At 44.7% G+C, this 25934-nt stretch carries 21 protein-coding genes; 17 read left to right on the forward strand and 4 right to left on the reverse strand.

The window, feature by feature from the left end:
- Window positions 1-24: 24 nt before the first annotated feature.
- Genes ACFSVM_RS19650 through ACFSVM_RS19665 form a run of 4 tightly spaced genes read left to right on the forward strand, consistent with a single transcriptional unit; the run spans window position 25 to window position 5170 of the window.
- Window positions 25-1149, forward strand: coding sequence for a GerAB/ArcD/ProY family transporter (locus ACFSVM_RS19650; RefSeq protein WP_379264033.1), 1125 nt, complete (start codon window positions 25-27; stop codon window positions 1147-1149).
- On the forward strand, window positions 1133-2323 hold the full coding sequence (locus ACFSVM_RS19655) for a Ger(x)C family spore germination protein (RefSeq protein WP_083656217.1): 1191 nt from the start codon (window positions 1133-1135) through the stop codon (window positions 2321-2323). The genes ACFSVM_RS19650 and ACFSVM_RS19655 overlap by 17 nt, the downstream gene beginning before the upstream one ends.
- A gap of 24 nt (window positions 2324-2347) precedes the next feature.
- The gene (locus tag ACFSVM_RS19660; RefSeq protein ID WP_379264122.1) at window positions 2348-3937 is read left to right on the forward strand and encodes a spore germination protein; all 1590 of its coding nucleotides are present in this window, start codon (window positions 2348-2350) and stop codon (window positions 3935-3937) included.
- A gap of 18 nt (window positions 3938-3955) precedes the next feature.
- Complete coding sequence (locus ACFSVM_RS19665) at window positions 3956-5170, forward strand: Ger(x)C family spore germination protein (protein WP_379264036.1); 1215 nt, start codon at window positions 3956-3958, stop codon at window positions 5168-5170.
- A 19-nt stretch (window positions 5171-5189) separates the two neighbouring features.
- On the opposite strand, the gene ACFSVM_RS19670 is transcribed toward ACFSVM_RS19665, so the two are convergent.
- Both ACFSVM_RS19670 and ACFSVM_RS19675 read right to left on the reverse strand, forming a co-directional pair.
- A complete protein-coding gene (locus ACFSVM_RS19670; RefSeq protein ID WP_090727447.1) occupies window positions 5190-6290 on the reverse strand; it encodes a GerAB/ArcD/ProY family transporter in 1101 nt (366 codons plus the stop codon).
- A 129-nt stretch (window positions 6291-6419) separates the two neighbouring features.
- Window positions 6420-7811 (reverse strand): phosphodiester glycosidase family protein, encoded by a 1392-nt coding sequence (locus ACFSVM_RS19675; RefSeq protein ID WP_379264039.1) that lies wholly within the window; start codon window positions 7809-7811, stop codon window positions 6420-6422.
- Between the two features lie 176 nt (window positions 7812-7987).
- On the opposite strand from ACFSVM_RS19675, the gene ACFSVM_RS19680 reads away from it, so the two are divergent.
- Together ACFSVM_RS19680 and ACFSVM_RS19685 are read left to right on the forward strand one after the other, a co-directional pair.
- Window positions 7988-8707 carry a DsbA family oxidoreductase gene (locus ACFSVM_RS19680; RefSeq protein WP_379264041.1) on the forward strand — a complete coding sequence of 240 codons (720 nt, stop codon included), beginning with the start codon at window positions 7988-7990 and terminating at the stop codon, window positions 8705-8707.
- Window positions 8708-8931: 224 nt separating this feature from the next.
- On the forward strand, window positions 8932-9111 hold the full coding sequence (locus ACFSVM_RS19685) for a GapA-binding peptide SR1P (RefSeq protein ID WP_379264043.1): 180 nt from the start codon (window positions 8932-8934) through the stop codon (window positions 9109-9111).
- A 91-nt stretch (window positions 9112-9202) separates the two neighbouring features.
- Here ACFSVM_RS19685 and ACFSVM_RS19690 read toward each other — a convergent pair whose 3' ends face one another.
- A complete protein-coding gene (locus ACFSVM_RS19690; protein WP_076315342.1) occupies window positions 9203-10369 on the reverse strand; it encodes a cation:proton antiporter in 1167 nt (388 codons plus the stop codon).
- A gap of 428 nt (window positions 10370-10797) precedes the next feature.
- On the opposite strand from ACFSVM_RS19690, the gene ACFSVM_RS19695 reads away from it, so the two are divergent.
- The 3 genes from ACFSVM_RS19695 (at window position 10798) to ACFSVM_RS19705 (ending at window position 12777) form a co-directional block, all read left to right on the forward strand.
- Window positions 10798-11361 carry a DUF420 domain-containing protein gene (locus ACFSVM_RS19695; RefSeq protein WP_076315343.1) on the forward strand — a complete coding sequence of 188 codons (564 nt, stop codon included), beginning with the start codon at window positions 10798-10800 and terminating at the stop codon, window positions 11359-11361.
- Between the two features lie 129 nt (window positions 11362-11490).
- Window positions 11491-12399 (forward strand): aldo/keto reductase, encoded by a 909-nt coding sequence (locus ACFSVM_RS19700; protein WP_379264046.1) that lies wholly within the window; start codon window positions 11491-11493, stop codon window positions 12397-12399.
- 51 nt (window positions 12400-12450) lie between these two features.
- Window positions 12451-12777, forward strand: coding sequence for a thioredoxin family protein (locus ACFSVM_RS19705; protein ID WP_076315345.1), 327 nt, complete (start codon window positions 12451-12453; stop codon window positions 12775-12777).
- A gap of 69 nt (window positions 12778-12846) precedes the next feature.
- On the opposite strand, the gene ACFSVM_RS19710 is transcribed toward ACFSVM_RS19705, so the two are convergent.
- The gene (locus ACFSVM_RS19710; protein ID WP_379264124.1) at window positions 12847-13620 is read right to left on the reverse strand and encodes an undecaprenyl-diphosphate phosphatase; all 774 of its coding nucleotides are present in this window, start codon (window positions 13618-13620) and stop codon (window positions 12847-12849) included.
- Window positions 13621-13919: 299 nt separating this feature from the next.
- On the opposite strand from ACFSVM_RS19710, the gene ACFSVM_RS19715 reads away from it, so the two are divergent.
- The 8 genes from ACFSVM_RS19715 to ACFSVM_RS19750 all read left to right on the forward strand — a co-directional run bounded on the left by ACFSVM_RS19715 (window position 13920) and on the right by ACFSVM_RS19750 (window position 25845).
- Entirely contained in the window at window positions 13920-15656 is a 1737-nt protein-coding gene (locus ACFSVM_RS19715; protein ID WP_379264126.1) for a sensor histidine kinase, read from the forward strand.
- Window positions 15649-17187, forward strand: a complete 1539-nt coding sequence (locus ACFSVM_RS19720) for a response regulator transcription factor (RefSeq protein ID WP_076315347.1) — start codon at window positions 15649-15651, stop codon at window positions 17185-17187. The genes ACFSVM_RS19715 and ACFSVM_RS19720 overlap by 8 nt, the downstream gene beginning before the upstream one ends.
- A gap of 207 nt (window positions 17188-17394) precedes the next feature.
- Window positions 17395-18378 carry an ABC transporter permease gene (locus ACFSVM_RS19725; protein ID WP_076315348.1) on the forward strand — a complete coding sequence of 328 codons (984 nt, stop codon included), beginning with the start codon at window positions 17395-17397 and terminating at the stop codon, window positions 18376-18378.
- 16 nt (window positions 18379-18394) lie between these two features.
- Window positions 18395-19303 (forward strand): carbohydrate ABC transporter permease, encoded by a 909-nt coding sequence (locus tag ACFSVM_RS19730; RefSeq protein WP_076315349.1) that lies wholly within the window; start codon window positions 18395-18397, stop codon window positions 19301-19303.
- A 245-nt stretch (window positions 19304-19548) separates the two neighbouring features.
- Window positions 19549-21252: an ABC transporter substrate-binding protein gene (locus ACFSVM_RS19735; RefSeq protein ID WP_379264050.1), complete on the forward strand. Its 1704-nt coding sequence runs from the start codon at window positions 19549-19551 to the stop codon at window positions 21250-21252.
- A gap of 632 nt (window positions 21253-21884) precedes the next feature.
- The gene (locus ACFSVM_RS19740; protein WP_076315351.1) at window positions 21885-23585 is read left to right on the forward strand and encodes an ABC transporter substrate-binding protein; all 1701 of its coding nucleotides are present in this window, start codon (window positions 21885-21887) and stop codon (window positions 23583-23585) included.
- A gap of 271 nt (window positions 23586-23856) precedes the next feature.
- Complete coding sequence (locus tag ACFSVM_RS19745; RefSeq protein WP_076315352.1) at window positions 23857-25206, forward strand: GH1 family beta-glucosidase; 1350 nt, start codon at window positions 23857-23859, stop codon at window positions 25204-25206.
- A 366-nt stretch (window positions 25207-25572) separates the two neighbouring features.
- Window positions 25573-25845 (forward strand): hypothetical protein, encoded by a 273-nt coding sequence (locus ACFSVM_RS19750; RefSeq protein WP_047913704.1) that lies wholly within the window; start codon window positions 25573-25575, stop codon window positions 25843-25845.
- The last annotated feature ends 89 nt before the right edge of the window (window positions 25846-25934 follow it).

The following is a 25934-nucleotide window of genomic DNA, read 5'->3' on the forward strand; positions in this document are numbered from 1 at the left end:
AATAGAAATGAGTGAAGGCCTACAATGAGCAGCAATCTGAATAAGGCAGAAGATCAAATAACAACGACCCAGGCATCCGTTATTGTAATCAACTACATGCTTGGGGCCGGCATCCTGACGATGCCAAGGACGATGGCCAAGGCGGTCGGAACACCGGATGTCTGGATTTCAGTTCTCTTGTCAAGCGTAATCACCTTTGCTGCAGGCATCATTATAGCGCGTTTATGCATGAGATTTCCCGGGAAGACCGTGTTTCAGTTCACGCGCGAGATCACGGGGAAATGGATTGCCTATATCATCTGTTTTTGCATTATCAGCTACTTTATCACTATTTCTGCCTTTGAAATTCGGGTGATGGCGGAGGTAACACGTCTATATCTGCTGGAAGCAACCCCTGTATGGGCCTATGTAATGATATTTATGTGGGTAGGATTCTACCTGGTGATTGGCGGTATTAATCCGATTGCTCGGCTGTATGAGATCATCCTGCCCATTACACTGGTCATATTTGTCGTCATCATCCTGCTTAGTGTCCACTTGTTCGATATCAACAACCTAAGACCTGTACTTGGAATGGGAATCATGCCGGTCATTAAGGGGATCAAGCCCTCATTGCTTTCATTTACCGGATTTGAAGCCATGTTAGTCGTCGCGGCCTATATGAAGCATCCAAATAAGGGAGTAAAAGCAGTCGTTTATGGCATATCAGTACCGCTGGTCGTATACTTGATTACCGTCATTATGGTCATTGGCGGCTTGTCGCTGGATGGCACTTTAACCAAAACCTGGCCCACGCTTGATCTGCTGCGCAGTTTTGAAACCGAAGGTCTTATCTTTGAGAGGTTCGAATCACTACTGCTCGTTATTTGGATCATGCAGATTTTCTCTACGTTTACCATTACACATTATGCTGCCTCCCTTGGCGGTGCCCAGCTGTTTAAAGGTCGTAAAATTACACCTTTTCTACTGCTGCTTTTGCCCGTCAACTATATCATCGCGATGCTGCCGAAGGACATTAATGAAACGTTCATCCTTGGTGATATTCTGGGCAATTTCTCACTGGTGCTGTTCTGCGGACTTCCGTTAATGCTTCTCATCATAAGTCTCATACGAAAGAAAGGAGGGAAGCGAAGTGAACAACCTGCGTAAAACATTCAAGCTGATGGCCATATTTATCCTGACCGTCTGCTTGTCGGGATGCTGGAGCAGCCGGGAGATCGAGGATTTGAGAGTATACGTTGGGGTCGGACTGGATGTGGCGGATGAAACGAAATTTGAAGAAGAGGTCAACAAGCGCGGAGGACATTATCCTAAGAAGAATGTGATAACAGCTACGGTGCAAATTGTGCCGGGAACGAAATCTCAGACATCTCAGGGACAGAGCGGCCAGGCAGGTGAATCCTACCTTAACGAAAGACTCACGGGAGATTCCCTGCTGCAAATATTCAGGCAATTCTCGCTAAGAAGAGATCGCCCTCTCATCGGCCATCATTTGAAAGTTATCGTCATCTCTAGTGAATTGGCAACGAAATATAGCTTGGAGCAGCTGCTAGATTTTATATTGCGTGATAATGATATCCGGCCCAGTGCCCTAGTCTTGATCAGCCAGCAAAAAGCGATTGATGTGCTGAGTGCCAGTCAGCCAGGTGAAGTTCCAGCCTTTAATTTGAGAGGCCTGGTCCGCAATCGGCAGCGTACGAACCGGATTCTGCCTGCTGTTTCACTTGGGAAGCTGGAAGGATTAATGCAGTCCAGACAAAGCTTTGTATTGCAGAATGTCATCATGGCAGAGAATGAATTGAAATTTGTCGGCGGTGCGCTTTTTGAAGGGGATACGAATAAATATATTGGCAGACTGAATCAAGTAGATATTGAAGCCATTTCCTGGATAGAAGGGAGCCCGGGCGGGTTGCTGAAGACTTATTCGAACAAAGGCGATACGATCGTATATGAGATTGCTTCAATTAGCAGCAAGATTACGCCTAAGCTGGAAGGAGACGAGCTCTCTATTCATCTTGATGTGAGATCAAAGGGAAGATTGATTGAGGATTGGAGTTATCCCGAGGAGCCCACTGATTCAGAATACATTGCAGAGCAGGAAAAGAAATTCAATGAAACTGTAAAAAATGAAATCAAAGTACTGCTGGACAAGCTGCAGCATACATATCATGCCGATGTAGTCGGTTTTGGTAAGGAAGTCCGTATTAAATACCCGGGATATTACAACAAGGTAAAGGAACGATGGGATGAAGTCTTTAGCGAAATTCCTGTCACTTACGATGTGGATTTGGAGATTGTGGATTACGGATCAACACTGGAATGACGAGAAGGAGTGAAGAGGATGAATCTGCTGAAGAAGCTGGTACGAAGGGTCATTTTAGGGAAGGGGTCTCAACACCAACAGCAAACAGGTGCTTCAGATAATACACAAGGGGATAGTTCATCTTATACTCATCAAAAGCTGGAGAGGGAGCTGTTCACGAACGAACAACAGCTTCGCCAGTCCTTCTCCCAATGCTCTGATGTAGTGTTTCGGAAGATTCCTCTTCCGAATATGAGTGAGATCCTAATTGTATTTATTGATGGATTGGTTGATACGAAGATGATCGATGAGAGTGTCTTAAATCCAATCATCCTTGGCGGCTCGAAGGAAGGGGGGGAGGCATCGAACCCGGAACAGCTGATCCTCACCCAGCGAATTCCTGCGTCAAATATGAAGAAGGCAGTCAGCTTTACGGAAGTGGAGAAAGGACTGCTGAGCGGGAATGCCGCCATTTTGGTGGACAAGGTACCTTCAGCACTCATGATTGATATGAAGGGAGGAGCAAGCCGAAGCATTGAAGAGCCGACCTCGGAAGGGGGCATTCGGGGCCCGAGAGAAGGGTTTACGGAAATGCTGAGACAAAATACGGCCATGGTACGGCGCAAGATAAAGAGCCCTAAGCTCAAAATGGAGTCCTTGGTCATCGGTGAATATACACAGACGGATATCGTGATCTCCTACATAGAAGGCATTGCGGAGGAGGCCGTGCTGCAGGAAGTCAGAAGCAGGCTAAAGGATATCCAGATCGACGCCATTCTTGAATCAGGTTATATAGAGGAGTTTATTCAGGATGCGCCATATTCGCCTTTCTCTACGGTTCAGAATACAGAGAGACCGGACACCGTGGCGGCAAGTCTTCTGGAAGGAAGAGTCGCTATCTTTATAGATGGCACACCGTTTGTGCTAATCGTTCCGTTTACCTTTTGGGCCGGCGTGCAGGCAGCAGAGGACTTCTACAATCCTTATCTGTACGCCACGGCTACCCGGCTTATCCGAATTATCTTCTTGATGGCTTCTCTGTTTCTCCCTTCCGTCTTTATTGCGATTGTCAATTTCCATCCGCAGATGCTGCCGACGAGCCTTGCACTCAGCTTTACCCAGGCGAGAGAGGCTTCTCCATTTCCCATGGTGATCGAGGCCTTCATTATGGAAGGCGTATTTGAGGGGCTTAGGGAAGCAGGGATTCGTCTGCCGAAGGCGATCGGTTCAGCGGTCAGCATCGTCGGTGCGCTCGTTATCGGTCAAGCTGCCGTTCAGGCGGGCATCATATCTGCCCCTATTGTTATCGTCGTGGCCGGTACAGGAATTGCCTCCTTTACCGCGCCTCGCTACAATGTCGGGTATGCCTTTCGGATGCTGCGCTTCCCACTTCTTCTCTGTGCGGGGGTGTTCGGATTGTTCGGCATAACCATCGGCACGTTGGCAATTCTGCTTCATATGGTTAGTCTTCGCTCCTTTGGTGTCCCTTATATGAGCCCATTGGCACCGGTTGCTTCGGTGAATATGCAGGATATGATATGGCGCAATCCACACTGGGCGATGAATAAAAGACCGAATCTTATTGGATCTCGGAACCCGACACGTACTCCAAAGGGTCAGAAGCCCAAACCGTAAGCTAGGAGGCAAATTGATATGAGATTAGCATTTAGATGGTCCGCGGTCCTTACGATGCTCATATTGTTAACAGGATGCTGGGACAGCAGAGAGCTGAATGACCAGGCATTTGCTTTGGGTGGAGGCGTAGACTATATCCCGGAGAAGGGGTATAAGGTTACCAACCAGTTCGCGCTGATCTCAGGGGGAGGTGCGGAAGGGGGAGACAAGCAGCAGGACTATACAGAAGAAGGAGAACCCAAGAGCACCATTTACGAAGCTTCCAGCTTTGTCCAGAATAAAGTGTCCCGCATTATTAACAGAGGACATCGAAGGACACTGGTAATGGGTGAAGAGCTTGCCAAGATTGGTGTGAAGGATGTTATTGATATTTATAGCCGATATCCGGAAACGCCACTTCGGTCAGATATATTTGTTGTAAAGGGAGGTCTTGCGTCTGATTTTCTGAAGAGCAAAACTCCGTATGGAAATCAGGCCATTAGAGAGTATTACAAGCTGCATCAATCGCATCGCGAAGTGGCAGATATTACGTTTCTTAATTTGCTCCGATCCGTAAATTCCGACTCCATGGGGGGAGCTGTTCTTCCTGCGGTCGAAAAAGTTGCGGATGCCGAAGGGAAAAAGGAAAAGACAGTGATGCCCTATCAATACATCGGCAATGCGGTGTTTGATAATCAAATGAAGCTAAGAGGATATTTGGACAACAAAGAGGTTGGGTACTTAATGTGGTTTCTCATGAGAGAACGAAGCGTTTCGGTTACGGATTTGACCAGTGACATCGGCGGTGAGGGAGCGATAAGTACAGAGATTAGAAATTTGAAGAGTAAATATCGTCCCAGCTTCGAAAATGACCATGTAGCGATGCATTTCATATTGACAGGGGATGCTCATTTAAATGAGAATAATTCTGGACTTGATCTGTATAATGCCGAAGTCATCCGGCGGATGGAGCGTGAAATTGCGGATGAGATCGTCAAGGATGAACAGCGGGTCATTCGCAAAATACAGAAGGAGTTCAGAGCCGATGTTTTAAATGTTGGAGATTATTTATTTCGCAACCATCCCGGAGAGTGGCGGAAGCTGCAGCCGCGCTGGGAAGAGATTTTTCCTGAGATGAAGATTGATGTAGAAGCACATGTTACCATTAAGAGCTTTGGCGTTACCGGTGCTTCTCCCCAGTTAAAAGAAGAGGAAGTGAAGCAGAAGGGAATCGGAAGCGAGAATGCTTCATAAATAAACATGAAATCGGCCCTTAGCGGGCCGATTTTATTTTATGTCGGATCAGGCTGACGATGAAGAGCAGAAGTGGAAGTCCAATATATAGAGGGATCCAAACATAAGGCGTAACAACCTGAAAACTGACTACACTTATATGCTCCGTCACATTGTTATCCAGTGACATGCCGAGAATAATGATCACAAGTATCGCCGGCAGAATAAGCCTGCGGCCCTTCTTGAGACGCAGCAGGAATTGAATTCCTGTCAGCGCAGCATACATTTTGATGACCAGTTTAAAATACGCTGTGCTGATCATAGTCACAACTGCAAAAGGATTTAGATTCGTAATAAAGCCCTGAATGTTGACCATGCCTGACAGGGAGTAAAAAGGGTAGACCAGACGTTGAAACAACACATCACCAAACACCGTAATTGAGTAAATATCCAGCAGCAGGATCAGAAAGAAGACAAATGCAGTAGAAAATAAAGTCGCCTTCCATACCTTGCTTTTCTTATCCGTCATCACCCATATCATGGCGAGGGCAATACTTTCTCCATAAGTTTGCGTAATGCCTTGAAGAATCGTTGTCTTAAAAACAGGGTCCCATCCCTTCCACAAGACAGGCTTCAGCAATTCCCAGTTGATAATGTCGGAGAACAGAAGGAAGATCAGTTCAAGGAAAAACAGACCCAGTAAGATGGGAAGCAGAATCTGTCCGAGCCTGGAGATGTTTTCTATGCCAAGGATCAACCCATATAGGGCGAGTGCGCTGAACACAAGGATAAGTACGATAGGAGGTGTGTTCGGCAGGATTGTAGCCGGCACCAGATCTCTCAAATCACCGATAATACGAGCGGCATCCAGTAGAAATACACAGGGATACAGCAGAGCGATCGGAATCCCGATCCATTTGCCGAATTGGCGGGGGAACCATTCAACCAGTGTCAGTCCGGGGTTAAGCTGCATAATCCCCAGATACATGGCAATAAGTATGATCCCGATCAGAAAAGAGAGTACGGTAACAATCCAGGCATCTCTCCCAACTGTCGCTTCAAAGGCATAGATGATGGTTGTGCCGAACTGAAACAGAAATGTAATGGAGAACAACTGGTATCCTGAGATTTTAGTCTTCATGTGGTAAGCTCCAGACTTCAAATATATATTTCTATTATGTACATTAGAAGCTGGCTGTAATCTTGTTCTATGAAAAAGAACCCCTTGCCATTTGGCAAGGAGCTACTACGCCTTCATTTGCGTTTAAGGCTACCACTTTAGAGAGCTTCCGAATACGAGACCATTACTAATCAGTCTGCCGGGTGTAGTGATCGTCCTACCATTGGCATACATACCTGAGGAAGTGCCGCCGTCCATATTCATGGCTTGATAAGCTCCCAGCTTCAGCATAATATTGCCCCACTGTTTGATCGTGGCACCAGGCACGGTTGCCAGCACAATCGTTCCGTCCTTCTGGATGGCAATTCCGCTTCTCGCACCGCCATCCGTTAGAATTTTGGAGCTGCTGAATCCTTCCGCTGCCGGATTTACGGCAAGCCTTCCGTCTTTTACAAGTCTCGGACCCGCACCGATAGCCGTATGGACATTGGACCAGTTGATATCTTTGTTATCTTCATTATAATAACTGATGCTGTAGTCTACATAGCTTCCTTTTTTGAAGCGTGCAGCAAGCATGTCCTCCTCCTTGCCTGTAAATACAAGCACATATCCGTCACTTGGAATGGCTGCATTTGTATTTGGAGCGACTTTGGTGACGATTCCCTTGCGAACGGTAATCGCAGTTCCGTAGGAGAAGCCAACATTTGCACCACGCGTTGGTGTAAACATGACAGCGGACGTTTTCCCTTTGGTCGGTGTGCGGTTAACAAAATAAACATACCAGCTCTGTGCTCGCTCCTCGGTAGTCTTGACGGTGCCGCGAACTCGAACACGAAGTGTATCCATAACAGCAGAGCCATCCCACTTGAAACCGATGGTTGTACCTGTATTGCCAATATGCTCAATAATCCCATCCTTGATGATCATGCCATAAGGATCGGGAACACCACCGTAAGCTTCAAAATAAGTTCCATTTATAGCAGCAGATGCGTTATATGCTCCGGCAATGGAAGACAGCGATTTGACCGCGCCTACTCTATGATTGGCAAGACCGGCAGTGACGGGTGTTCCTTTTGGCAAGGTGACGGTCTTCACGCTGAAGGTTCTGCCCGACACACTGACTTTTTTCGTCGCATAGACGGCCTTGGCCTTGGAGGCTCCTTTTGTGATGGTCACAGGCAGCTTGAGCTGACCTTTGTAACCTGGAGTGATGACCTGGATCAGAATATTCGTAGACCCCTGCTTTACAGGGATAACAACACCTTCCTGATTGACAAGGGCAATGGCTTTGTTACCTGAAGCATATACGACCTGCACTTTTTTCGACATGTTAAGCTTAGTTTGAATCGGCTCACGCTTATCCAAGGATAGAGTAATGGATTTGGATGGATAAGTTAGGGTCACAGCTGTTGTCTGACTGCTTACGGCTTGTGCTATTCCCGAATAAGAGATGCCCGAGGAGACGGGCAAAGCCAGAGCAAATGCAGCCGTAAGCAGAATAGCAGCTAATTTTTTGATGTGTGCTTTGGTAAAACTTTTCATGATGCAGATATTTCCCCCTTATGTTGAAAAATAGGTATGCTACTACGTTGTTATCGGTAAAGACCTCCAAAAAACTTACATATTCTTCAAAATGGCAGAAAGTTGTGCATACGACCTCTGTATGCTATGATTTGGTTACCAATAGTAAGTAACAGAATATTAGGAGGTATAACAGCATGATAGTAGAAATTTGGTCGGACTTTATGTGTCCTTTTTGTTATATAGGTAAACGTCGTTTTGAGGAGGCACTTGAGTCTCTTCCGTTCCGTGAATCCGTAGAAGTGGTATATCGCAGCTTCGAACTGAATCCGAATGAAGCAGTGGACACGGATCAGACAACGTATGAATCGCTGGCAAGCAAATATGGAACAACGGTTGAGCAGGCCAAAGCGATGACAGCGAATGTGGTAGAGCAGGCGAGAACAGTAGGATTGGACTATAATTTTGACCGGATTAAACCGACGAATTCATTTGATGCCCATCGTCTGGCCCACTATGCAGCAAGTAAGGGCAAAGATAAGGAAATGGTGGAGCGGCTCCTTGCTGCTTATTTTGTAGAAGCACAGCATGTGGGCAGTAAGGAAGTGCTCGTGAAGCTGGCCGCAGAGATTGGACTGGATGGAGAGGAAGTCAGAGCAGTCCTGGAAGGGAATCAATACAGCGATGAAGTCCGCGCGGACGAGAAAGAAGGGGCGAAGCTTGGCATTCAAGGGGTTCCATTCTTCGTTATTGACCGTAAGTATGGCATCTCCGGCGCACAGCCGCTTTCTGTGTTTAGTCAGGCACTCACTCAGGCTTGGTCCGAAGGCCAGCCGCTGCAGGTGATCGGGAACACCGAGGATGCTGCTGTATGTACCGATGATTCCTGTGTGATGCCTGGAGATGAGAACAAATAAACAAGAACCACTGATCCAGCGATTCGGGCTCTTTCTAGAGCTCGGATCGCTTTTTTTGTGGCTGGTAAAACAGAGTGAACCAAAATTAACAGGCATAAATCCTGATAACGCTTACTATATATAATGGTGTAAGAGGTTATGCTACACTCCGGTAGCTGTCAGGAGCACTTGTTACTTGGAGGAACCGCATCAATCCTCACCTTACAATCAAGGAGGTACTTGTAGTGGAGAACAATAAGGGCTCAATTCCGCTGGGTGTTATTTTATGCCGGGACTGCCACAATGAGCTTGGCGTACAGGAAACAAATCGTGTACAGGTTTTTTATTCGAACTGCGGATCAGTCCACTGTAAGGAGAAGCGATTGAATTCCGAATATGAGCAGTATCTTGACGACAATCCTTAAATCATCATTCATAGTGATCTCACTATAAAATACGCGGGTTATAAAAGAGCAGAGGACGCATAAAATGCGAACCCTCTGCTCTTTTATATTTTTAAACGGAAGAAACTTCTTTTTTGCTCTCTCGTTTCTCTGAGAACATGATTTTAAGCAGCGGCGGAGTTACCAGGGTTGTCACGATCACCATGATAATAACCGAGGTGTAATACTCGGCAGCAAGCAGACCCGAGCTGAGACCTGTTCCTGCGATGATGAGAGCAACTTCTCCCCTGGAGATCATGCCTGTTCCTACAGCAAAGGAAGAATGTCGGTTGAACCCGGTCAGACCAGCACCCAGCGCGCCGCCTAGCAGCTTGGTTATAATCGCAATCACACTGATGACGATAATAAATCCAATCTGAGATCCGACGCCTTCAAAGTTGACATTAAGCCCGATATTTACAAAAAACACAGGGACGAACAAGCTGTAGGCGATGGGCTCCAGTTTGTTCTCCACCGTATGCTTGTAGTCGGTTTGCGAGATGGCGATACCTGCAGCGAAGGCTCCAATAATCCCCGCAACGCCCATCCACTCAGCGAAATAGGAGAAGGCAAGTGCGATAATGACACCGGCAGAGATGACCGTTTCAGCCACCTTCAGCTTCGACAGCCATTTCATAAGAAGTGGAACAGCCCAGATGGATGCTGCAATAATAACGACAAAGAACAGAACCTTCTTGCCGATCAGTGTCCCGATGCTGACGGATTCTCCGGCTCCAAGTACACTCATCATGACAGCTAAGAGGACAACGACGAGAATATCGTCTACAACGGCAGCACCAAGAATCGTCGTACCTTCTCTGGAGTTAAGCTTGTTCATCTCCTTAAGCGTTTGTACAGAAATGCTGACGGAGGTTGCACAGAAGAGCAATCCGAAGAACAGCGCATGATGCTGATCCATGCCGAAGGCGACAGCTGATCCATAGCCGCCAAAGAAGGGGATGATAACCCCGCCGACCGCAACGGCAAACGCCGCCTTCCAGTTTTTTCGCAGCTGATCAAGATCCGTTTCCAGACCTGCGATGAACATGAGGATGAGTACTCCAATCTCCGCAAATTCTTGTATGAATGAAGTCTGATGCACCCATCCAAGTACTGCGGGTCCGAGGATAACCCCGGCGATCAATTCCCCCAGTACAGATGGCTGTCCCAGCTTCACGGACAGATGCCCTGCCAGTTTGGTGAAGATAAGAATGAGTACAAGATGCAGAATAAACTCCATAGTGATCTCCTTTCTAAGTTCAATTGTAGAGTCTGCGAGCGAATCACAACGAAGTTATCATAAAGATATATTGTCCGGACAGCACGGGTTGTAATCCAATCCAGGACAAGAAAAAAGACATATCTGGCGTAAGGAGCCGTTGATATGCCTCAAAAAAGACAGAGAGATACCTGGTGTGCCAGACTCCCCCTATAAATAAAACTACGTATGTGATTGTGAGCAATAACTCAGCTTATTATACTGCTTGCAATCGAGATTGAAAAGACATGTTTTTTCGGAAGGACGATTATATAGTATAAATCTATGCTATGAAACAGAAGCTAGAACCCGTATAGAGTGATTGTTCGAAGTGTTGTCACTTAACACCTAGAGTATGGCAGTATATAATTAGAAATAGCATTTACTCACAGAGGAGGATACACGTAAGTATGGGCAAAAATCTCGGGGAAGGCGGATACGTCCCGACGAGCAAAAAGAATTTCGCGGGAATTATTTTAACCGTTTCCCTTATCGCAAATATTATTATTTTGGTACTATTCTTCGGTCCCGTCGGCTATAGTGGTGAAATCAGCTTTGATTATACGATTCTTCCAAGAATCAATGCGGTCCTGAACAGCTTTACTTTTATTTTTCTGGTCGCAGCCCTGATTGCCATCATGAAGAAGAATATTAGAATTCACAAGGGCTTTATTCTTGCTGCATTTACTTCCACACTATTGTTTTTGGTAACCTATTTAACGTTTCACTATATATCGCCTGAGTCTGCCAAGTTCGGGGGAGAAGGGATCATTCGCCCTATATACTTTACGATTCTGATTACCCACAGCTTCCTGGCGGCTGTAATCGTCCCTCTAGCCTTGTTCTCCCTGGTATGGGGCTGGACGATGCAGGTGGAGAAGCATAAGAAGATTGCACGCTGGACGATGCCGATCTGGCTCTATGTAAGTATTACTGGGGTTATCGTTTATCTGTTTATGGCACCTTACTATTAATAAAGAATATGAAGAGGCCGGAATTTCCTTCTGTCTGGAAGGAGATTCCGGTCCATTTTTTGTTTAATGTTAAGGACATGCTACAATAGAATCTCATTGATATTTCGTCATAGAGGAGGGAAATGCACCGTGAAGAAGAACAGACTCGGTTCATCAGATCTTTTTGTAAGTGAGATTGGACTAGGCTGCATGTCGCTCGGGACAGATGAGAATCAAGCGGTATCGCTTATTCATGAAGCACTCGATCGCGGCGTTAATTTTCTGGATACAGCGGATATTTATGATGATGGACGAAATGAAGAAATCGTAGGCAGTGCACTGAAAGGCCGCAGACAGGATATTATTCTGGCTACCAAGGCAGGGAACGTTCGTGTCCCCGGACAGTCCGGTTTAACCTGGGATCCAAGCAAACAGCACATCCTGTCCGCGGTCAAAGAGAGCCTGCGAAGATTAAAGACGGATTATATCGATTTGTACCAGCTGCACGGAGGTACGTTAGAAGATAACTTGGAAGAAACGATTGAGGCGTTCGAACAATTGAAGCGGGAAGGCGTTATCCGTTATTACGGAATATCCTCGATTCGGCCTAACGTAATCAGAGAGTATGTTCAGCGTGCTCAGATCGTCAGTGTCATGAGCCAATACAGCCTGCTGGATCGCCGTGGTGAAGAGGAGGTATATCCTCTGCTGGATGAACATGAAATCAGCGTAATTGCGAGAGGACCGGTTGCGAGTGGGGCGCTTGCCGATGGCAGAGATGACAAAGCGGCGAAGGGTTTCCTGGATTATTCAGGGGCTCAGATTACCGATATTCGTCATCAGCTTCGTCCTTTAGTGAGTGAACAGCGAAGCATGTCTCAAACGGCTATTCGTTATGCACTTCATCATCCAGCGGTGGCGACTGTCATTCCTGGTGCAAGCTCGCGTACTCAGCTGCTTGAGAATATCGGTGCAGCAGAGGCCCCTTCGCTCACAGAGGCGGAATACGAACTGCTTCGAGAAATGACCAAAGCTAACCTATATACGCAGCACCGTTAAGGGTCAGCTGATATATTATATAACTAGAACCATAAGAGAGGAATTTGCAAAATGGAGAGAATACAAACAGAAGAACAATACAGAGAGCTTATTCAAGGGGATAAGCTGACCGTTATCAAATTTGATACCACATGGTGCCCGGATTGCAAAAATATGGACCGATTCATTGGCGATGTCATCGACCAGCATCAAGATAAAGAATTCTACGCTATAGATGCAGAGAAGCTTATGCCGGTGGCTGACGAGAACCAGGTCCGGGGTATTCCAAGCCTGCTCGTATTCAAGAACGGAGAGAAGATTGCTCATCTGCATAGTAAATGGGCAAAGACCCCTGCCCAAGTGTCGGAATATCTTGAAACACTAGAATCTAAGCTGTAAAATAGCTGATTTTTATGCCCTGACGAGGTGCCCTCCCTGCTGTCCGATTGAACAGCAGGGAGGGCTTTTTTACAATACGAAAACAAAGATGACCAGAGCAAGTCCAAAACGATAATAGGCAAAGGTAGACAGCTTGAGTCTTTTTAATAAATGAAGAAAGGTTCTTATGGCGAGCATACCTACAGCAAAAGAGGTGATCAGTCCGACTGCAAAATAAGGAATATCGCTGACAGCTAAGTAGGATGCGCTCTTCATGAGATCGAGCAGTGTTGCAGCAAACATGATCGGTACAGATACGAGAAAGGTGAACTCAGCGGCCGCCGTATGGCTGACTCTGGCTAGCAGCCCGCCGGATATCGTTGAACCAGATCTTGAGAAACCAGGCCATAATGCGAGAATTTGGAATAATCCGATTGTAAATGCCTGCTTGTAGGTAATATCGTCGATCGTAACCGCAGTGGGCTTTTTGTGCCATTTCTCAGCAGCGATCATCAGCAGTCCCCCGGCAACTAAGCTGTATACGACCGTTTCGGGTCCGAACAAGTACGCTTTGATGACATCGCGCAGGAGCACGGCGGCAACACCAGCAGGCACCATCGCAAGAAAAATATGGAGCAGGTTCAGTCGCGGAACCGTGCGGTCTAACGGTTTGATTTTGAATAAATCAATAAAGGTGTGCCAATATAATACGACAACAGCAAGCACTGCACCAAGCTGGACAACAACCTCGAAGGTTTTTACACTTTCCTCATCGGTAGATAAGCCAAGCAAGTGAGCAGTCAGGATCATATGTCCGGTTGAAGACACAGGTAAGAATTCAGTCAGGCCTTCAATAATCCCCATAATAATGGAAGATAAAATATCCACGGCATGTCCTCCTTAAGTCACTTGGGATGTGTGATTCCGTGCTCCCAGCAGGAATTGATCTTTTATATACTACTCGTCTTACCGGGAAGACAGAACCAGTAGTAATTGTTGAATTATGTCGAAACTAGTCACTTTGCAGGTCGTCTTTTTGTGATATGATAGGTGAAGCAAGCTCTCTTTTGTGTAAGCGCTTAGAATTAGATATAGGGGTGAATCCTTTGCTGTCATGGCTTGTACGGCTTAATAATAATACGAAGCTTAAGCACAAGCTTCTGATGAGTTACGTTCTTGTCGTCATGATTCCTGTGCTGATCATCGGTATAGGGGTGACTTATTATTTTCGGCAGCAGGCGATGGACCAAGCGATAGAGCAAGCTCGAAACAACGTTGACCGGATTAAAAATCAGGCTTCCACATTTCTCAGAGTGCCGACAGATATATCAAATCTCCTGCTGTTCAACAAGGAGCTGGAAACTGTTGTGAATACGGAATACTCCAGCATCCTCGAACTGACAAAGACCTATCATGCCTTCGATCTGTTCAATGAGTATCTTCAGCAATACCGGGAGCTGTCTGCGATCCGATTCTTCACCTATAATCCCACTCTCGTGAACAATCTGGAGTTTATCCCGGTGACGGATCAGATTGAGGAAACCCGGTGGTTTGATCAAGCGATTCATGCAAGAAGCATCGGTTGGTTCTATGTTCCGTCGACACCTGATAATCCGGCAGATGCCCTGGCGTTGGTCAGAAGGGTGCACTTTCCTGAATATCAAAGTCAGGGTGTGCTGATGGTGCTCATTAATCGTTATGAGATCAACAACATATTAAGCCAGGAACCCTTTGACACAATGATTGTAGACAGTCAGGGATACATTGTCGCAGCCAAAGATATAAGCCTGGTGGGACGAACCTTTGACTCTCTGGATATTGGAGTGAATCTTAGCAGCCAAGTGACGGGGATTATTGATACGGATGTAAAGAACGAGCCTTCCAAAATTATAGTCGATGAGCTGCTTCCCGCTTCCAGCATGAACGGATTTCAAATTGTCTCAGTCTTCTCCAACAAGAGCATCGTTAATGATGCGAACAAGATCAGCCTGATTGGTATGCTTTTTATCGGCTTGGTGCTGCTGGTGGCGCTGGCATTTGTCTACGTTATTTCGTTCTTAACGACAAAGCGCATGCTTGGATTAAGCCGACAGATCAACCGGGTCGCCCTTGGGGATTTGAAAGTCGTATCCAACATTGACGGAAATGATGAGATAGGTCAGTTGTCACGACAATTTAATTCCATGGTATCGAGCATTGATCAATTGATGACTCAAGTCGTGGAGACCAGCGAGCAGAACAACCGGCTCGAGATCGCTCAGAAGGAAATCAAGCTCAAAATGATGGCAAGCCAGATCAATCCGCATTTTCTCTTTAATGCGCTGGAGTCCATACGGATGAAAGCCCATATTAAAGGTGAGGTCGAAATCGCGAATATCGTTCGGCTGCTCGGAAAGCTGATGCGCAAAAACTTGGAGATCGGCAGTGGACTTACAACGGTCAAAGCCGAGATGGAGATTGTTCAATCCTATCTGCAGATTCAGAAATTCCGTTATGAAGATCGCCTGGATTTCGAATTGCGGCTGGACAAGTCTGCTGATAAAATATACATCCCTCCGCTGATCATCCAGCCTCTCGTTGAGAATGCGATTGTACATGGACTCGAGAATCAGGAAGAGGGCGTTAAAGTGGAGGTCGAGATTCAAAATTTGGACGAGAAGCTGCTTAGAATATGCGTAAAAGATAATGGCGTCGGCATAACCGAGGAACGGCTTGCGGAAGTACTTACTTCCATTGCAGGTCCTGATGAGGAAGAAAAAAGCCGTATTGGCCTAAGAAATGTTCATCAGCGATTAACATTGTCTTATGGCGAAGAGCACGGATTAAATATTTATAGCGAATATGGAGTAGGTACAGAAATTTATTTTACTGTTCCCAAAGGAGGCAGCCTGAATGTATAGCGTAATACTTGTAGATGACGAACCGATGATCAGGGAAGGGCTGAAGACGATCATTGATTGGGAAGCACAGGGTTATGAAGTCATTGATACGGCTTCTAATGGAAGAGAAGCTGTAGAGAAATATCATGAGCTACAGCCGGATCTGATGATACTTGATATTCGAATGCCTGGAATGACAGGTCTTGAAGTGATAGAACAGCTGTTTGAAGAAGGAAAAAAAGGCCATTTTCTAATCTTAAGCGGTCATGCCGATTTTGATTATGCCAAGAAGGCAATCAGCTTCGGCGTAGATGGCTATTTGCTTAAGCCGGTGGACGAAGAAGAAATGATAGAAGAACTGGAACGAATCAAGAAAATGCTGGACAAAGAGGAGAAGATCAAGCAGCGGACCTCAAACGAAGAGCTGTTCTACAGAGAGCATCTCATTGAGTCTATTATCTTTGATGGACAAGTCTGGGAAGATGAGCAGCTGAAGGAATGGGGGCTTCATTCTCCAAGCTATCAAGTACTTCTCCTTGAACTGTATGACGATTCTACTTTATTCCTAACTGAAGTGAAACGGGAAGTCGCAGAGATGCTGAATGCCTCACAGCGCGGAGTCGTATTTAATGCAGGCAAATATGTCGGGATCTTGCTCCGGGAGCCGGTGCTGTCCAAAGAGGAAGCCCGCCGTTTATATGAAGGGATCGTAACGGTGCTCAAACGCTACGCTGCTATGATATATATTGCTGCGGGCCGCCCTGTCGATCGTGTCCGGGAGCTTGAACAGTCTTACCGTGAGGCATTAATTACGATTGAGCGGCGATTCTTCGCAAAAGAAAGAAGTATAATGCTTCTGTCCGACGTGCATGAGCCGGGTGAGGAATTTGAACAGGCAAGTACGATGAATGAACATGAACTGGCTGATAAGCTGTATTATGCGCTGGACATTAGAAGCATGGATCTTCTTACCCGGGTATTGTCAGAGATAGAAGAGATCGTAACCAAGAGCCGTTTTACCGAAGGTGACATCAAAAAAATTACGGCTCAAATAGCCGCAATAGCTCTGAATAAGCTGTCTTTGAATCATGAAGATGCCAAGAGCATCGCGACAGAGCATACGGCTATGCTGGCGGCTTTATACCGGCAGCCAACGCTATACGATCTGTTAGAGACTTTGAATATTCAGTTTGTAAAAGTCATTTCTCAACTGGGCGGGAACAGCAAAGATACGGTAATTAAGCAAATGATCGATTTCATTAAACGAAATCCAGGAGATCACCTCAAGCTCGAAGTGCTTGCCGAAGTCTTCAATTACAATAGCAGCTATTTAGGCAAGCTGTTCAAAAATTACACAGGAGAATCCTTTAACGTATTTGTCGACAAAGTTCGCATGGAGCGGGCGAAGGAGCTGCTGTCTGAGGGTCTTAAGGTCCATCAAGTGTCTGCTACCATTGGATATGCAAATGTGGATTATTTTCATAGTAAATTCAAAAAGTATGTTGGTGTGTCACCGTCTGCTTACCGGGAGCAATCCAGGGATCAAGGCTAGGCGGCCTTTTCATGAAAACAAAAACGTTTTTGCATGAAATACGGTCGTTCAAGCAGCTTATTTGAATACCCTCATTTTTAGACATTTTATATAACGATTCGACGACACACCTCTAATTTTTATATGAAATTATATTAAATCCATTGGGTATTTCTCTTCAAAATGTTGGAGTATCATTAAGTTATCAAACAGAGGAGGGGTCATTTCATGGAAACGCTAACACAGCCCGCTTCCACGGATTCCAAGGAGTCACCCGCTACGAAAGCGAAGCGGAAAGGGCCTAATAACTTTTGGAAGACAGTGAAAGACCAAAAGTATTTGCTGCTGATGTCCATGCCTTTCGTTGCATGGGTGTTCGTATTCAACTACCTGCCGCTATGGGGATGGACCATGGCATTTCAAGACTTTAAGCCAGCAAAAGGCTTTTTCGAGCAGGATTGGGTAGGGTTCAAACATTTCGTCGAGTTGTTCAGTGACGATCGGTTCTACCTTGTACTAAGAAATACATTAGCCATGAGTTTGATGGGACTAGTTGTCGGTTTCGTATTCCCGATATTCTTCGCTATCCTGCTTAATGAGCTTCGCGGCAAATTTTTCAAGAGAACCGTGCAAACGGTATCATACTTGCCTCACTTTGTATCCTGGGTCGTTGTAGCCGGGATTGTAACGAAAATGCTGTCCACGGACGGCGGTATTATCAATGATATCTTAGTCGCACTTAATATTGTTGATGAGCCGATTCAGTTTATGGCACAGGGGAACCTATTTTGGTACATTGTAACCGCTTCCGACTTGTGGAAGGAAATGGGATGGAACGCAATTATTTATCTGGCAGCGATTACAGGTATCGATCAGGAGCTGTATGAAGCTTCCCGCGTCGATGGTGCAAGCCGCTGGAGACAAATGTGGCATATCACTTTGCCTGGTATCCGTTCTACTATCTCTGTACTATTCATCATGTCGATCGGTCACTTGATCAGTATTGGTTACGAGAAACAATTCTTGCTAGGAAACAGCTTGGTAACGGACTACTCGGAAGTACTCGATCTCTATGCTCTGAATTACGGTTTGCAGATGGGCAGGTACTCATACGGTACAGCAATAGGTATATTCAACTCTGTGGTCAGCGTAATCCTGTTGTTCACTGCAAACGGACTCTTCAAGAAATTCACTAAAGAGAGCATCATGTAGAAAGGGGGAAGGAAGTGTGTCAAAAGCTAACAAAGCATTTAACGCTACAACTTCGGAGAAGGTTTTTGATGTAGCCAACTATGTTGTTATGGCCTTAATTCTTATCGTGACGCTGTATCCGTTCTTGAACGTACTGGCAATCTCACTTAATGAATCGACGGATACCGTTCGTGGCGGGATCTACTTGTGGCCTCGTGAATTTACACTTGAGAATTACACAACGATTTTCCAATATGACGGCTTGATCCAAGGTGCTCAGGTATCCCTGGCTAGAACGATTGTCGGAACCCTGCTTGGTCTCTTGAGTTCATCCATGGTAGCATACACACTCGCTCGTCCTGACTTTAGAGCGAAGAAATTCGTGTCTACGTTCCTGGCACTTACGATGTATTTCTCTGGTGGTTTGATTCCAGGGTACATCTTGATGAGAGATCTTAACCTGATCGGTACGTTCTGGATTTACATTTTCCCAGCTCTGATCAGTGCATTTAACGTATTCGTTATTCGGTCCTTTATTGATGGTCTTCCATACGCGCTTCAAGAATCGGCCAAGCTCGATGGGGCCAATGACTTCAAAATTTATTACAAAATCATTCTTCCGCTCTGTAAGCCGGTACTTGCGACAATTGCATTGTTCCTGGCCGTTGGACAGTGGAACTCCTGGTTTGATACTTACTTGTACAATGGTTCAAAGCCGGAGCTCACGACCCTTCAATACGAGCTTATGAAGGTCCTTCAAAGTACACAGCAAGGCAGTGGCTCTACAGTTAATGCGAATGATATGGCACAGCAAATGGCCAATATTTCACCGGAATCCATCCGGATGGCAATCACTATTGTCGTTACTGTTCCGATCCTTGTGGTCTATCCGTTCCTTCAGAAGTACTTCGTTGGCGGTATGACACTGGGTGCAGTTAAAGCCTAATTTCATTCAATTGGATAGCTTGAAGACAAGAAACGAACAATATGAACTCTAGAATCATAGTGATCGTAGCCGTTAAACCGTAAGTGATACTCATTCGTGGAATCAATTTCATAATTACACAGAGATTTTATGAAATTGATTCCCTTCTATTAGAAAAGATAGAGATAGAGACAAATAGAGACAAATATAACTTGTTGGATTGGATCAAAAAGATATTGCGTAATCAATTGGGGAGGAACTTTGATATGCCTAGCAAAACAACGAAATTTGCAATTGTATCTTTACTTGGAATGTCTCTTCTGGCGGCAGGATGCGGCGGCGGAAGCAATGGCAGTGGTGAATATGAGGATACAAGTAATGATACTTCACCAATTACATTCGATTTCTTCAGTGCTGATGCATCACCAAACTGGAATCAAATGCAGGATGCGGTTGGTAAGAAAATTACAGAAGCTACAGGCGTAACTCTGAATGGTGAGTTTGCTGTAACGGGCGGAGGACAAGACCGGGTTGCACTTATGGCAGCGAGCGGTGAGTATCCAGATATCATTTCTGCCAAAGGTGAAGTGAATAAGCTTGTCGATGCAGGTGCCTTGATCGACCTGACAGACCTTATTGAGGAATACGCACCTAACATTAAAGCTCTATATGGAGAGTACTGGGATCGCTTGAAGTACAGCACTGAAGATGAATCCATCTATGTGCTCCCAACCTATGCAGGTGTAGGTCAACAGTATTTTGATGCGACAGGTGGATTCAAGCTGCAGCACCGTGTGCTTGAAGAACTGGAATATCCTGAAATTCGTACAACAGAAGATTTCGAGAAAGCCTTGAAGGATTATATGAAGCTTCATCCGACAACAGATGGACAGCCTACTATTCCATTGACGCTGGATGCAGACGACTGGAGAATTCAAATTACAGTAACGAACCCGGCATTCTGGGCAACAGGAGCGCATGATGACGGTGAATACTTCATCAATCCAGATACTTTTGAAGCCATGCTGCATGTTAAACGTCCTGAGGAAAGAGAATACTTCCGCTGGTTAAACAAGCTGTATAACGAGGGTCTGATTGATAAAGAAAGCTTTGTACAAAAATCGGATCAGTATAAATCCAAAATTGCCAGTGGTCGTGTACTTGGTCTGATCGACCAAGAGTGGGGTTATGCGGATGCTGAGAACTCACTGAAAACTCAAGGGAAACATGACCAAACTTATGCGACATTCCCTGTAACGATGTCTGAGGACATCTTGGATCATACGTTCCAAGACACAGGTTTCCAATCTGGATGGGGCGTAGGTATCTCTACATCAAATCCGGATCCAGTACGTACAATCAAGTTCTTTGACTATCTGGCTTCTGAAGAAGGTCAAATTCTGATTAACTGGGGTATCGAAGGCGAGCACTACAACGTAGATGAGAATGGACAACGTGTCATTCCTGAAGAAGTGCTGAGTGAGAAGAACAACAATGCAGGACCGTTTACGAAAGAAACGGGGATTGGCTTGTATGGAAATATTGCACCGCACTATGGTGACGGCGTGAAGGATTCTACAGGCAATTATTACACAGCCAACTATCCAGAGCAGATTGTTGCTTCCTATTCAGAAGCAGACAAGAAAACGCTGGAGCAATACGGAGCTGAGACTTACAAGGACCTGTTCCCGAAAGAAGACGAATTCCCTGTAAAACCATGGGGTGCTGCTTATAATATGGCTGTACCATCTGGATCAAGCTACAGTGTTGCATTTCAGAAATCACAAGATATTATCAGAAAACGTATCCCTGAAGCAATCTTGACTTCACCAGACAAGTTTGATTCTGTGTACGATACCATGCTGACTGAGCTGGACAAAGCTGGCGTAACTGAAATGGAAGCAGAGTATACTGAGCTGATTAAGCAAAGAGTAGAGCTGTGGAACGGAAGTAACGCAGCCGCAGAATAATTAGGTCAAATAAACTGAGCTCATAATGCGCAATTGTTAAGAACAAAGAGACTTTTATATTTCTATATAAGTCTCTTTGTTCTATTTTTATTAATAATTTACATTAAAGTCGATAATCTAATTATATTTACATATATAGTAATCGAATATTAATAAAATGAAGAACTATTTAACCGAAAACGTTTAAACATGATGCTCCGGACAGAAATATGTAAAATTCCTGGGTCAAGTGCTTATGCTTCCTAGTTGGATTGACTGAAATATGACCTTTAAAAGCAGCTCTTTGATGTTGATCAACGGACCCAAATGTCTACAAATATCATTCGAAAAAAGTTATTAATAATATGAAAAAATAGATTGACTTATTGAAGGGAATTTCATACAATGAATATATTGAAAGCACTTACATTACCTTGTTTCGAAAACGTTCTCCTCAACTTAGATTAAACTCAATTATTAAACTTTTTTCCTCAAAAGTAACACAATTATTAGCTTATCAACCCATTTTCTACTTTATTTAAGCGCTTTATATGTAATATTTAATAATTCATGTTATTTCTTTTTTCATTATCGGTATATACAGGGAAACCTGTTATGCATATAAAAGATTTTTTTAAGGGGGATTACAGCAAATGAAGCACAAAGCGCCAAAGACAATCGCTATGTTGCTGCTTGCAAGCACAATGTTGTTTACTGCTGCCTGCGGAAATACAAATGAGGGTTCAGGCACAGGAACAGAAGGTACATCTGACTCTACTGAGCCAATCACATTAACATTCTTCGGTGCGGATGCAAGTCCAAACTGGAATAAGATGCAGGATGCAGTTGGACAGAAAATTATCGAAGAAACAGGCGTTACGATCAATGCGGAATATGATATTTCCAGTGGCGGCGGTAATGACAAGATTGCCCTTATGGCAGCGAGTGGAGAATATCCTGACCTGATTTTCCCTAAAGGTAACCTGTCTAAGCTGGTTGATGCAGGTGCAATGATTGACATGACAGATCTGATTGAAGAACATGCACCTAATTTGAAGAAGCTATATGAAGGTCAAATGGACCGACTGAAATACAGCAATGAGGATCCAGCAATCTATGCTATTCCAACGAATGCGGGTGTTGGGCAAACTAACTTTGATGCAGGCGGCGGTTTCAACCTTCAGCATAAAGTAGTTAAAGAACTTGGATACCCTGAGATAAAAACATTGGAAGATTTCGAGAATGCTCTGCGTGAGTATTACAAGAAGCATCCAACAACGGAAGATGGACAGCCAACGATTCCGCTTACACTTAGTGCAGATGGCTGGAGAATCATGATTACAGTTACAAACCCAGCATTTGCTGCAACAGGTGCTCCTGACGACGGCGAATACTACATCAATCCCGAAACTTATGAAGCGATGCTTCATTACAAACGTCCAGAAGAGAAAGAATATTTCCGCTGGTTGAATAAAATGTACAATGAAGGTCTTCTTGATAAAGACAGCTTTATTCAAAAAGATGACCAATACAAAGCGAAAATCGCAAGTGGTCGTGTACTTGGTCTGATTGACCAAGACTGGGCATATGGCGATGCTGAGAATGCTCTGAAATCAGCCGGTAAATATGATGAGACTTATGGTCATTACCCAGTAACTCTTGATGAGACATATAAGCGTGCTGACTTCCAGGACACTGGACTTGATGCTTATGGTATTGGTATTACAGTAAGTAATGAAGACCCTGTACGTACAATCAAATTCCTTGACTGGCTTGCATCTGATGAAGCTCAAGTGCTCCGTAACTGGGGAATTGAAGGAGAACATTATGTTGTAGAAGATGGGGTTCGTAAGATCCCAGCTGATGTTCAGGAACGCAAGAACAATGACAACTCAAACTTTACAAAAGAAACAGGAATCGGTCTTTACAGCATATTTAGTGCACGCTATGGTGACGGAGTGAAAGATCCATCCGGCAACTATTACACAACAAACTTCCCAGAAGAGATTATCAAAAATTACAACGAAGTTGAGAAGGAAACACTTGCTGGATATGGTGTAGACACATGGAAGGATCTGTTCCCATCTAAGGATGATTTCCCAGTTAAAGAGTGGGGAGCAGCTTACAATATGCCGGTACCATCGGGTACGGATTACGAAGTAACTTTCCAGAAGACACAAGACATTATTCAGAAGCGTATTCCTGAAGCAATTGTATCTACACCGGATAAATTTGACCAAATCTATGACACTATGCTGCAAGAGATTGATAAAGCAGGCGCTGTAGAAATGGAAAAACAATACACAGAGTGGGTTAAGGCTCGTGTAGAATTGTGGACAGGAAAAGACCTTTAATTATTTCACACATTAAAAGGTAACACCTCAATGGAGCGAAGATTAGTTGATAATCTTCGCTCCATTTTTATACTCGTAATTAGGTTATCTCATTGACCTTCGGGTGATTATGAACTATAATTTTTATGAATATGTGTAAGCACTTTCATTCAAGGGGTTAATTGATATCAAGATCAGTTAGCTTTCATTTTTTCAAGTAATCGAAAACGTTTTAGAATTTGAAGTGTATATTTTGAAACAGAATTAATCTGATGGGTTGGGGGAGCTCAAAATGACAATTTTTCAATTTCCTAAAGATTTTCAATGGGGTACGGCTACAGCGGCGTATCAGATCGAGGGAGCGGCTGCAGAAGACGGCAGAGGACCGTCCATATGGGATACCTTCGCTAAAACACCAGGTAAAGTATTTAATGGAGATAACGGCGATATCGCCTGCGACAGCTATCATCGTTATGAAGAAGATATTGCACTAATGAAGCAGCTAGGTATTCAGAGCTACCGATTCTCGGTATCTTGGTCACGTATTCTCCCAGATGGGGACGGAGAGATCAACCAAGCGGGTCTTGATTATTACCACCGCTTCGTAGACAAACTGCTTGAGAATGGTATTGAGCCGTTTTGTACCTTGTATCACTGGGACTTGCCTCAAACCCTTCAAGACGCTGGCGGCTGGGAGAGCGATATAACGGTCGAGGCTTTTGTGAAGTTCTCAGAGATTATGTATCGTGAGTTTAATGGTAAGATCAAGAGCTGGCTCACGTTTAATGAGCCATGGTGTATCGCGTTTCTATCCAACCTACTGGGTGCCCACGCGCCAGGCAATCGAGATCTGCAAACAGCACTAAATGTTGGGCATGGTCTGCTGCTGGCTCACGGCAAATCCGTTAAGAAGTTCCGTGAGCTGGGTATAGAAGGCAAGATCGGTATCGCTCCAAATATGGAATGGGCTGTCCCTTACAGTAAGTCTGAAGCGGATAAAGCCGCAAGCGAACGCCATATCGCATGGTTTGCGGACTGGTTCCTTGATCCGGTCTTCAAGGGGGAATACCCTCAATTTATGGTCGACTGGTTTGAACAAGCTGGCGCTAAGGTAGACGTTAAGCCAGGAGACATGGAAATCATTTCTCAGCCGATTGATCATCTCGGAATCAACTACTATACCATGAGTGTGGATCGTTACAATCCGGATGCCGGTGTACTCGGATTTGAACAGATCGATATGGGACTCGTTCAAACCGATATCGGCTGGCCGGTGGAGTCCCGTGGATTGTATGAAGCACTGCATCATTTGCAGAAGTACGGTAACATCGATATTTACATTACGGAAAATGGTGCATGCATCAATGATGAAGTGGAGAACGGACAGGTAAAAGACTTCCGCCGTATTTCATATTTGCAGCAGCACATCGCACAAATCCACCGTGCTATAACCGATGGTATACAGGTTAAAGGATACATGGCTTGGTCCATGATGGATAACTTCGAGTGGGCAGAGGGGTATCGTATGAGATTTGGGCTCGTACATGTGGATTATCGCTCGCTGGTAAGAACACCTAAAGAGAGCTTCTACTGGTATCAAAATGTGATCAGAAACAACTGGCTCGAAACGAGACCTTTATAATGAAATAGAGCTAACCTAAGGCTCATTTATTGCGAAAACCGCTGCAGATTCTAATTGCAGCGGTTTTTCTTTTTCACCGGTTTACTATTCATCAATAACTATAAAATATATAGGCAAAATAAAGGTTTATTCTGGATTATATAGGGTGCAGATACCAGCAAAGTGTCCAAAAAATAAGTCGGAAATGTGAAGTGTCAATGAAGAAATTCCAGATATGGATTGTAAAAATAAGGTTATTGACCTTAAATTTCAAAAATAATGAAATATTTTTGACTAAATTTTGAACAAATAGTGAACAATTCTTGTTGAAGTGTGATATATTAAATGTAGTAAGCACTTACAAAATTTAGAAGGAGTTGACTTCCGATGATTGTGAACAAACCTGCACGTGTCAGCGCTGCCCGAGAGAAGGATGACCGAGCTGTACGCATGGTGTTCATGATGACGGTAATGGCCTGGGTAGCCTTAATTACAGGTGTAGTCATCTGTTTGTTTAATCTTCATGCACTGACGAACAGCAACATGGGAATTATGGTAGGCATAGGCTTTTTGGTGGGTAGTGTCTACATTTACTTTATAGGAAAAGCGATGGGCCTTCTCGATCTCCATAGAAAAGATCAAGAGACCGAAGATCAATAAAGTGAGGCGTATGAGGGAGAGGGAAATGACTGTTTCAAACCGCTGTATATTTGGTAAAGAGCCTTAGCCGACAAACCCAAATGGTTTGA

Source organism: Paenibacillus shunpengii (assembly GCF_042684905.1).
Taxonomy (GTDB): domain Bacteria; phylum Bacillota; class Bacilli; order Paenibacillales; family Paenibacillaceae; genus Paenibacillus; species Paenibacillus shunpengii.

Bases quoted from the DNA above. Each gene is read 5' to 3' on its own strand.
- ACFSVM_RS19665 (WP_379264036.1), top strand. From the start codon at position 3,956: ATGAGATTAGCATTTAGATGGTCCGCGGTCCTTACGATGCTCATATTG.
- ACFSVM_RS19680 (WP_379264041.1), top strand. From the start codon at position 7,988: ATGATAGTAGAAATTTGGTCGGACTTTATGTGTCCTTTTTGTTATATA.
- ACFSVM_RS19715 (WP_379264126.1), top strand. From the start codon at position 13,920: ATGAGTTACGTTCTTGTCGTCATGATTCCTGTGCTGATCATCGGTATA.
- ACFSVM_RS19745 (WP_076315352.1), top strand. From the start codon at position 23,857: ATGACAATTTTTCAATTTCCTAAAGATTTTCAATGGGGTACGGCTACA.
- ACFSVM_RS19675 (WP_379264039.1), bottom strand. From the start codon at position 7,811: ATGAAAAGTTTTACCAAAGCACACATCAAAAAATTAGCTGCTATTCTG.
- ACFSVM_RS19725 (WP_076315348.1), top strand. From the start codon at position 17,395: ATGGAAACGCTAACACAGCCCGCTTCCACGGATTCCAAGGAGTCACCC.
- ACFSVM_RS19710 (WP_379264124.1), bottom strand. From the start codon at position 13,620: ATGGGGATTATTGAAGGCCTGACTGAATTCTTACCTGTGTCTTCAACC.
- ACFSVM_RS19650 (WP_379264033.1), top strand. From the start codon at position 25: ATGAGCAGCAATCTGAATAAGGCAGAAGATCAAATAACAACGACCCAG.
- ACFSVM_RS19750 (WP_047913704.1), top strand. From the start codon at position 25,573: ATGATTGTGAACAAACCTGCACGTGTCAGCGCTGCCCGAGAGAAGGAT.
- ACFSVM_RS19720 (WP_076315347.1), top strand. From the start codon at position 15,649: ATGTATAGCGTAATACTTGTAGATGACGAACCGATGATCAGGGAAGGG.
- ACFSVM_RS19670 (WP_090727447.1), bottom strand. From the start codon at position 6,290: ATGAAGACTAAAATCTCAGGATACCAGTTGTTCTCCATTACATTTCTG.
- ACFSVM_RS19740 (WP_076315351.1), top strand. From the start codon at position 21,885: ATGAAGCACAAAGCGCCAAAGACAATCGCTATGTTGCTGCTTGCAAGC.
- ACFSVM_RS19690 (WP_076315342.1), bottom strand. From the start codon at position 10,369: ATGGAGTTTATTCTGCATCTTGTACTCATTCTTATCTTCACCAAACTG.
- ACFSVM_RS19735 (WP_379264050.1), top strand. From the start codon at position 19,549: ATGCCTAGCAAAACAACGAAATTTGCAATTGTATCTTTACTTGGAATG.
- ACFSVM_RS19705 (WP_076315345.1), top strand. From the start codon at position 12,451: ATGGAGAGAATACAAACAGAAGAACAATACAGAGAGCTTATTCAAGGG.
- ACFSVM_RS19695 (WP_076315343.1), top strand. From the start codon at position 10,798: ATGGGCAAAAATCTCGGGGAAGGCGGATACGTCCCGACGAGCAAAAAG.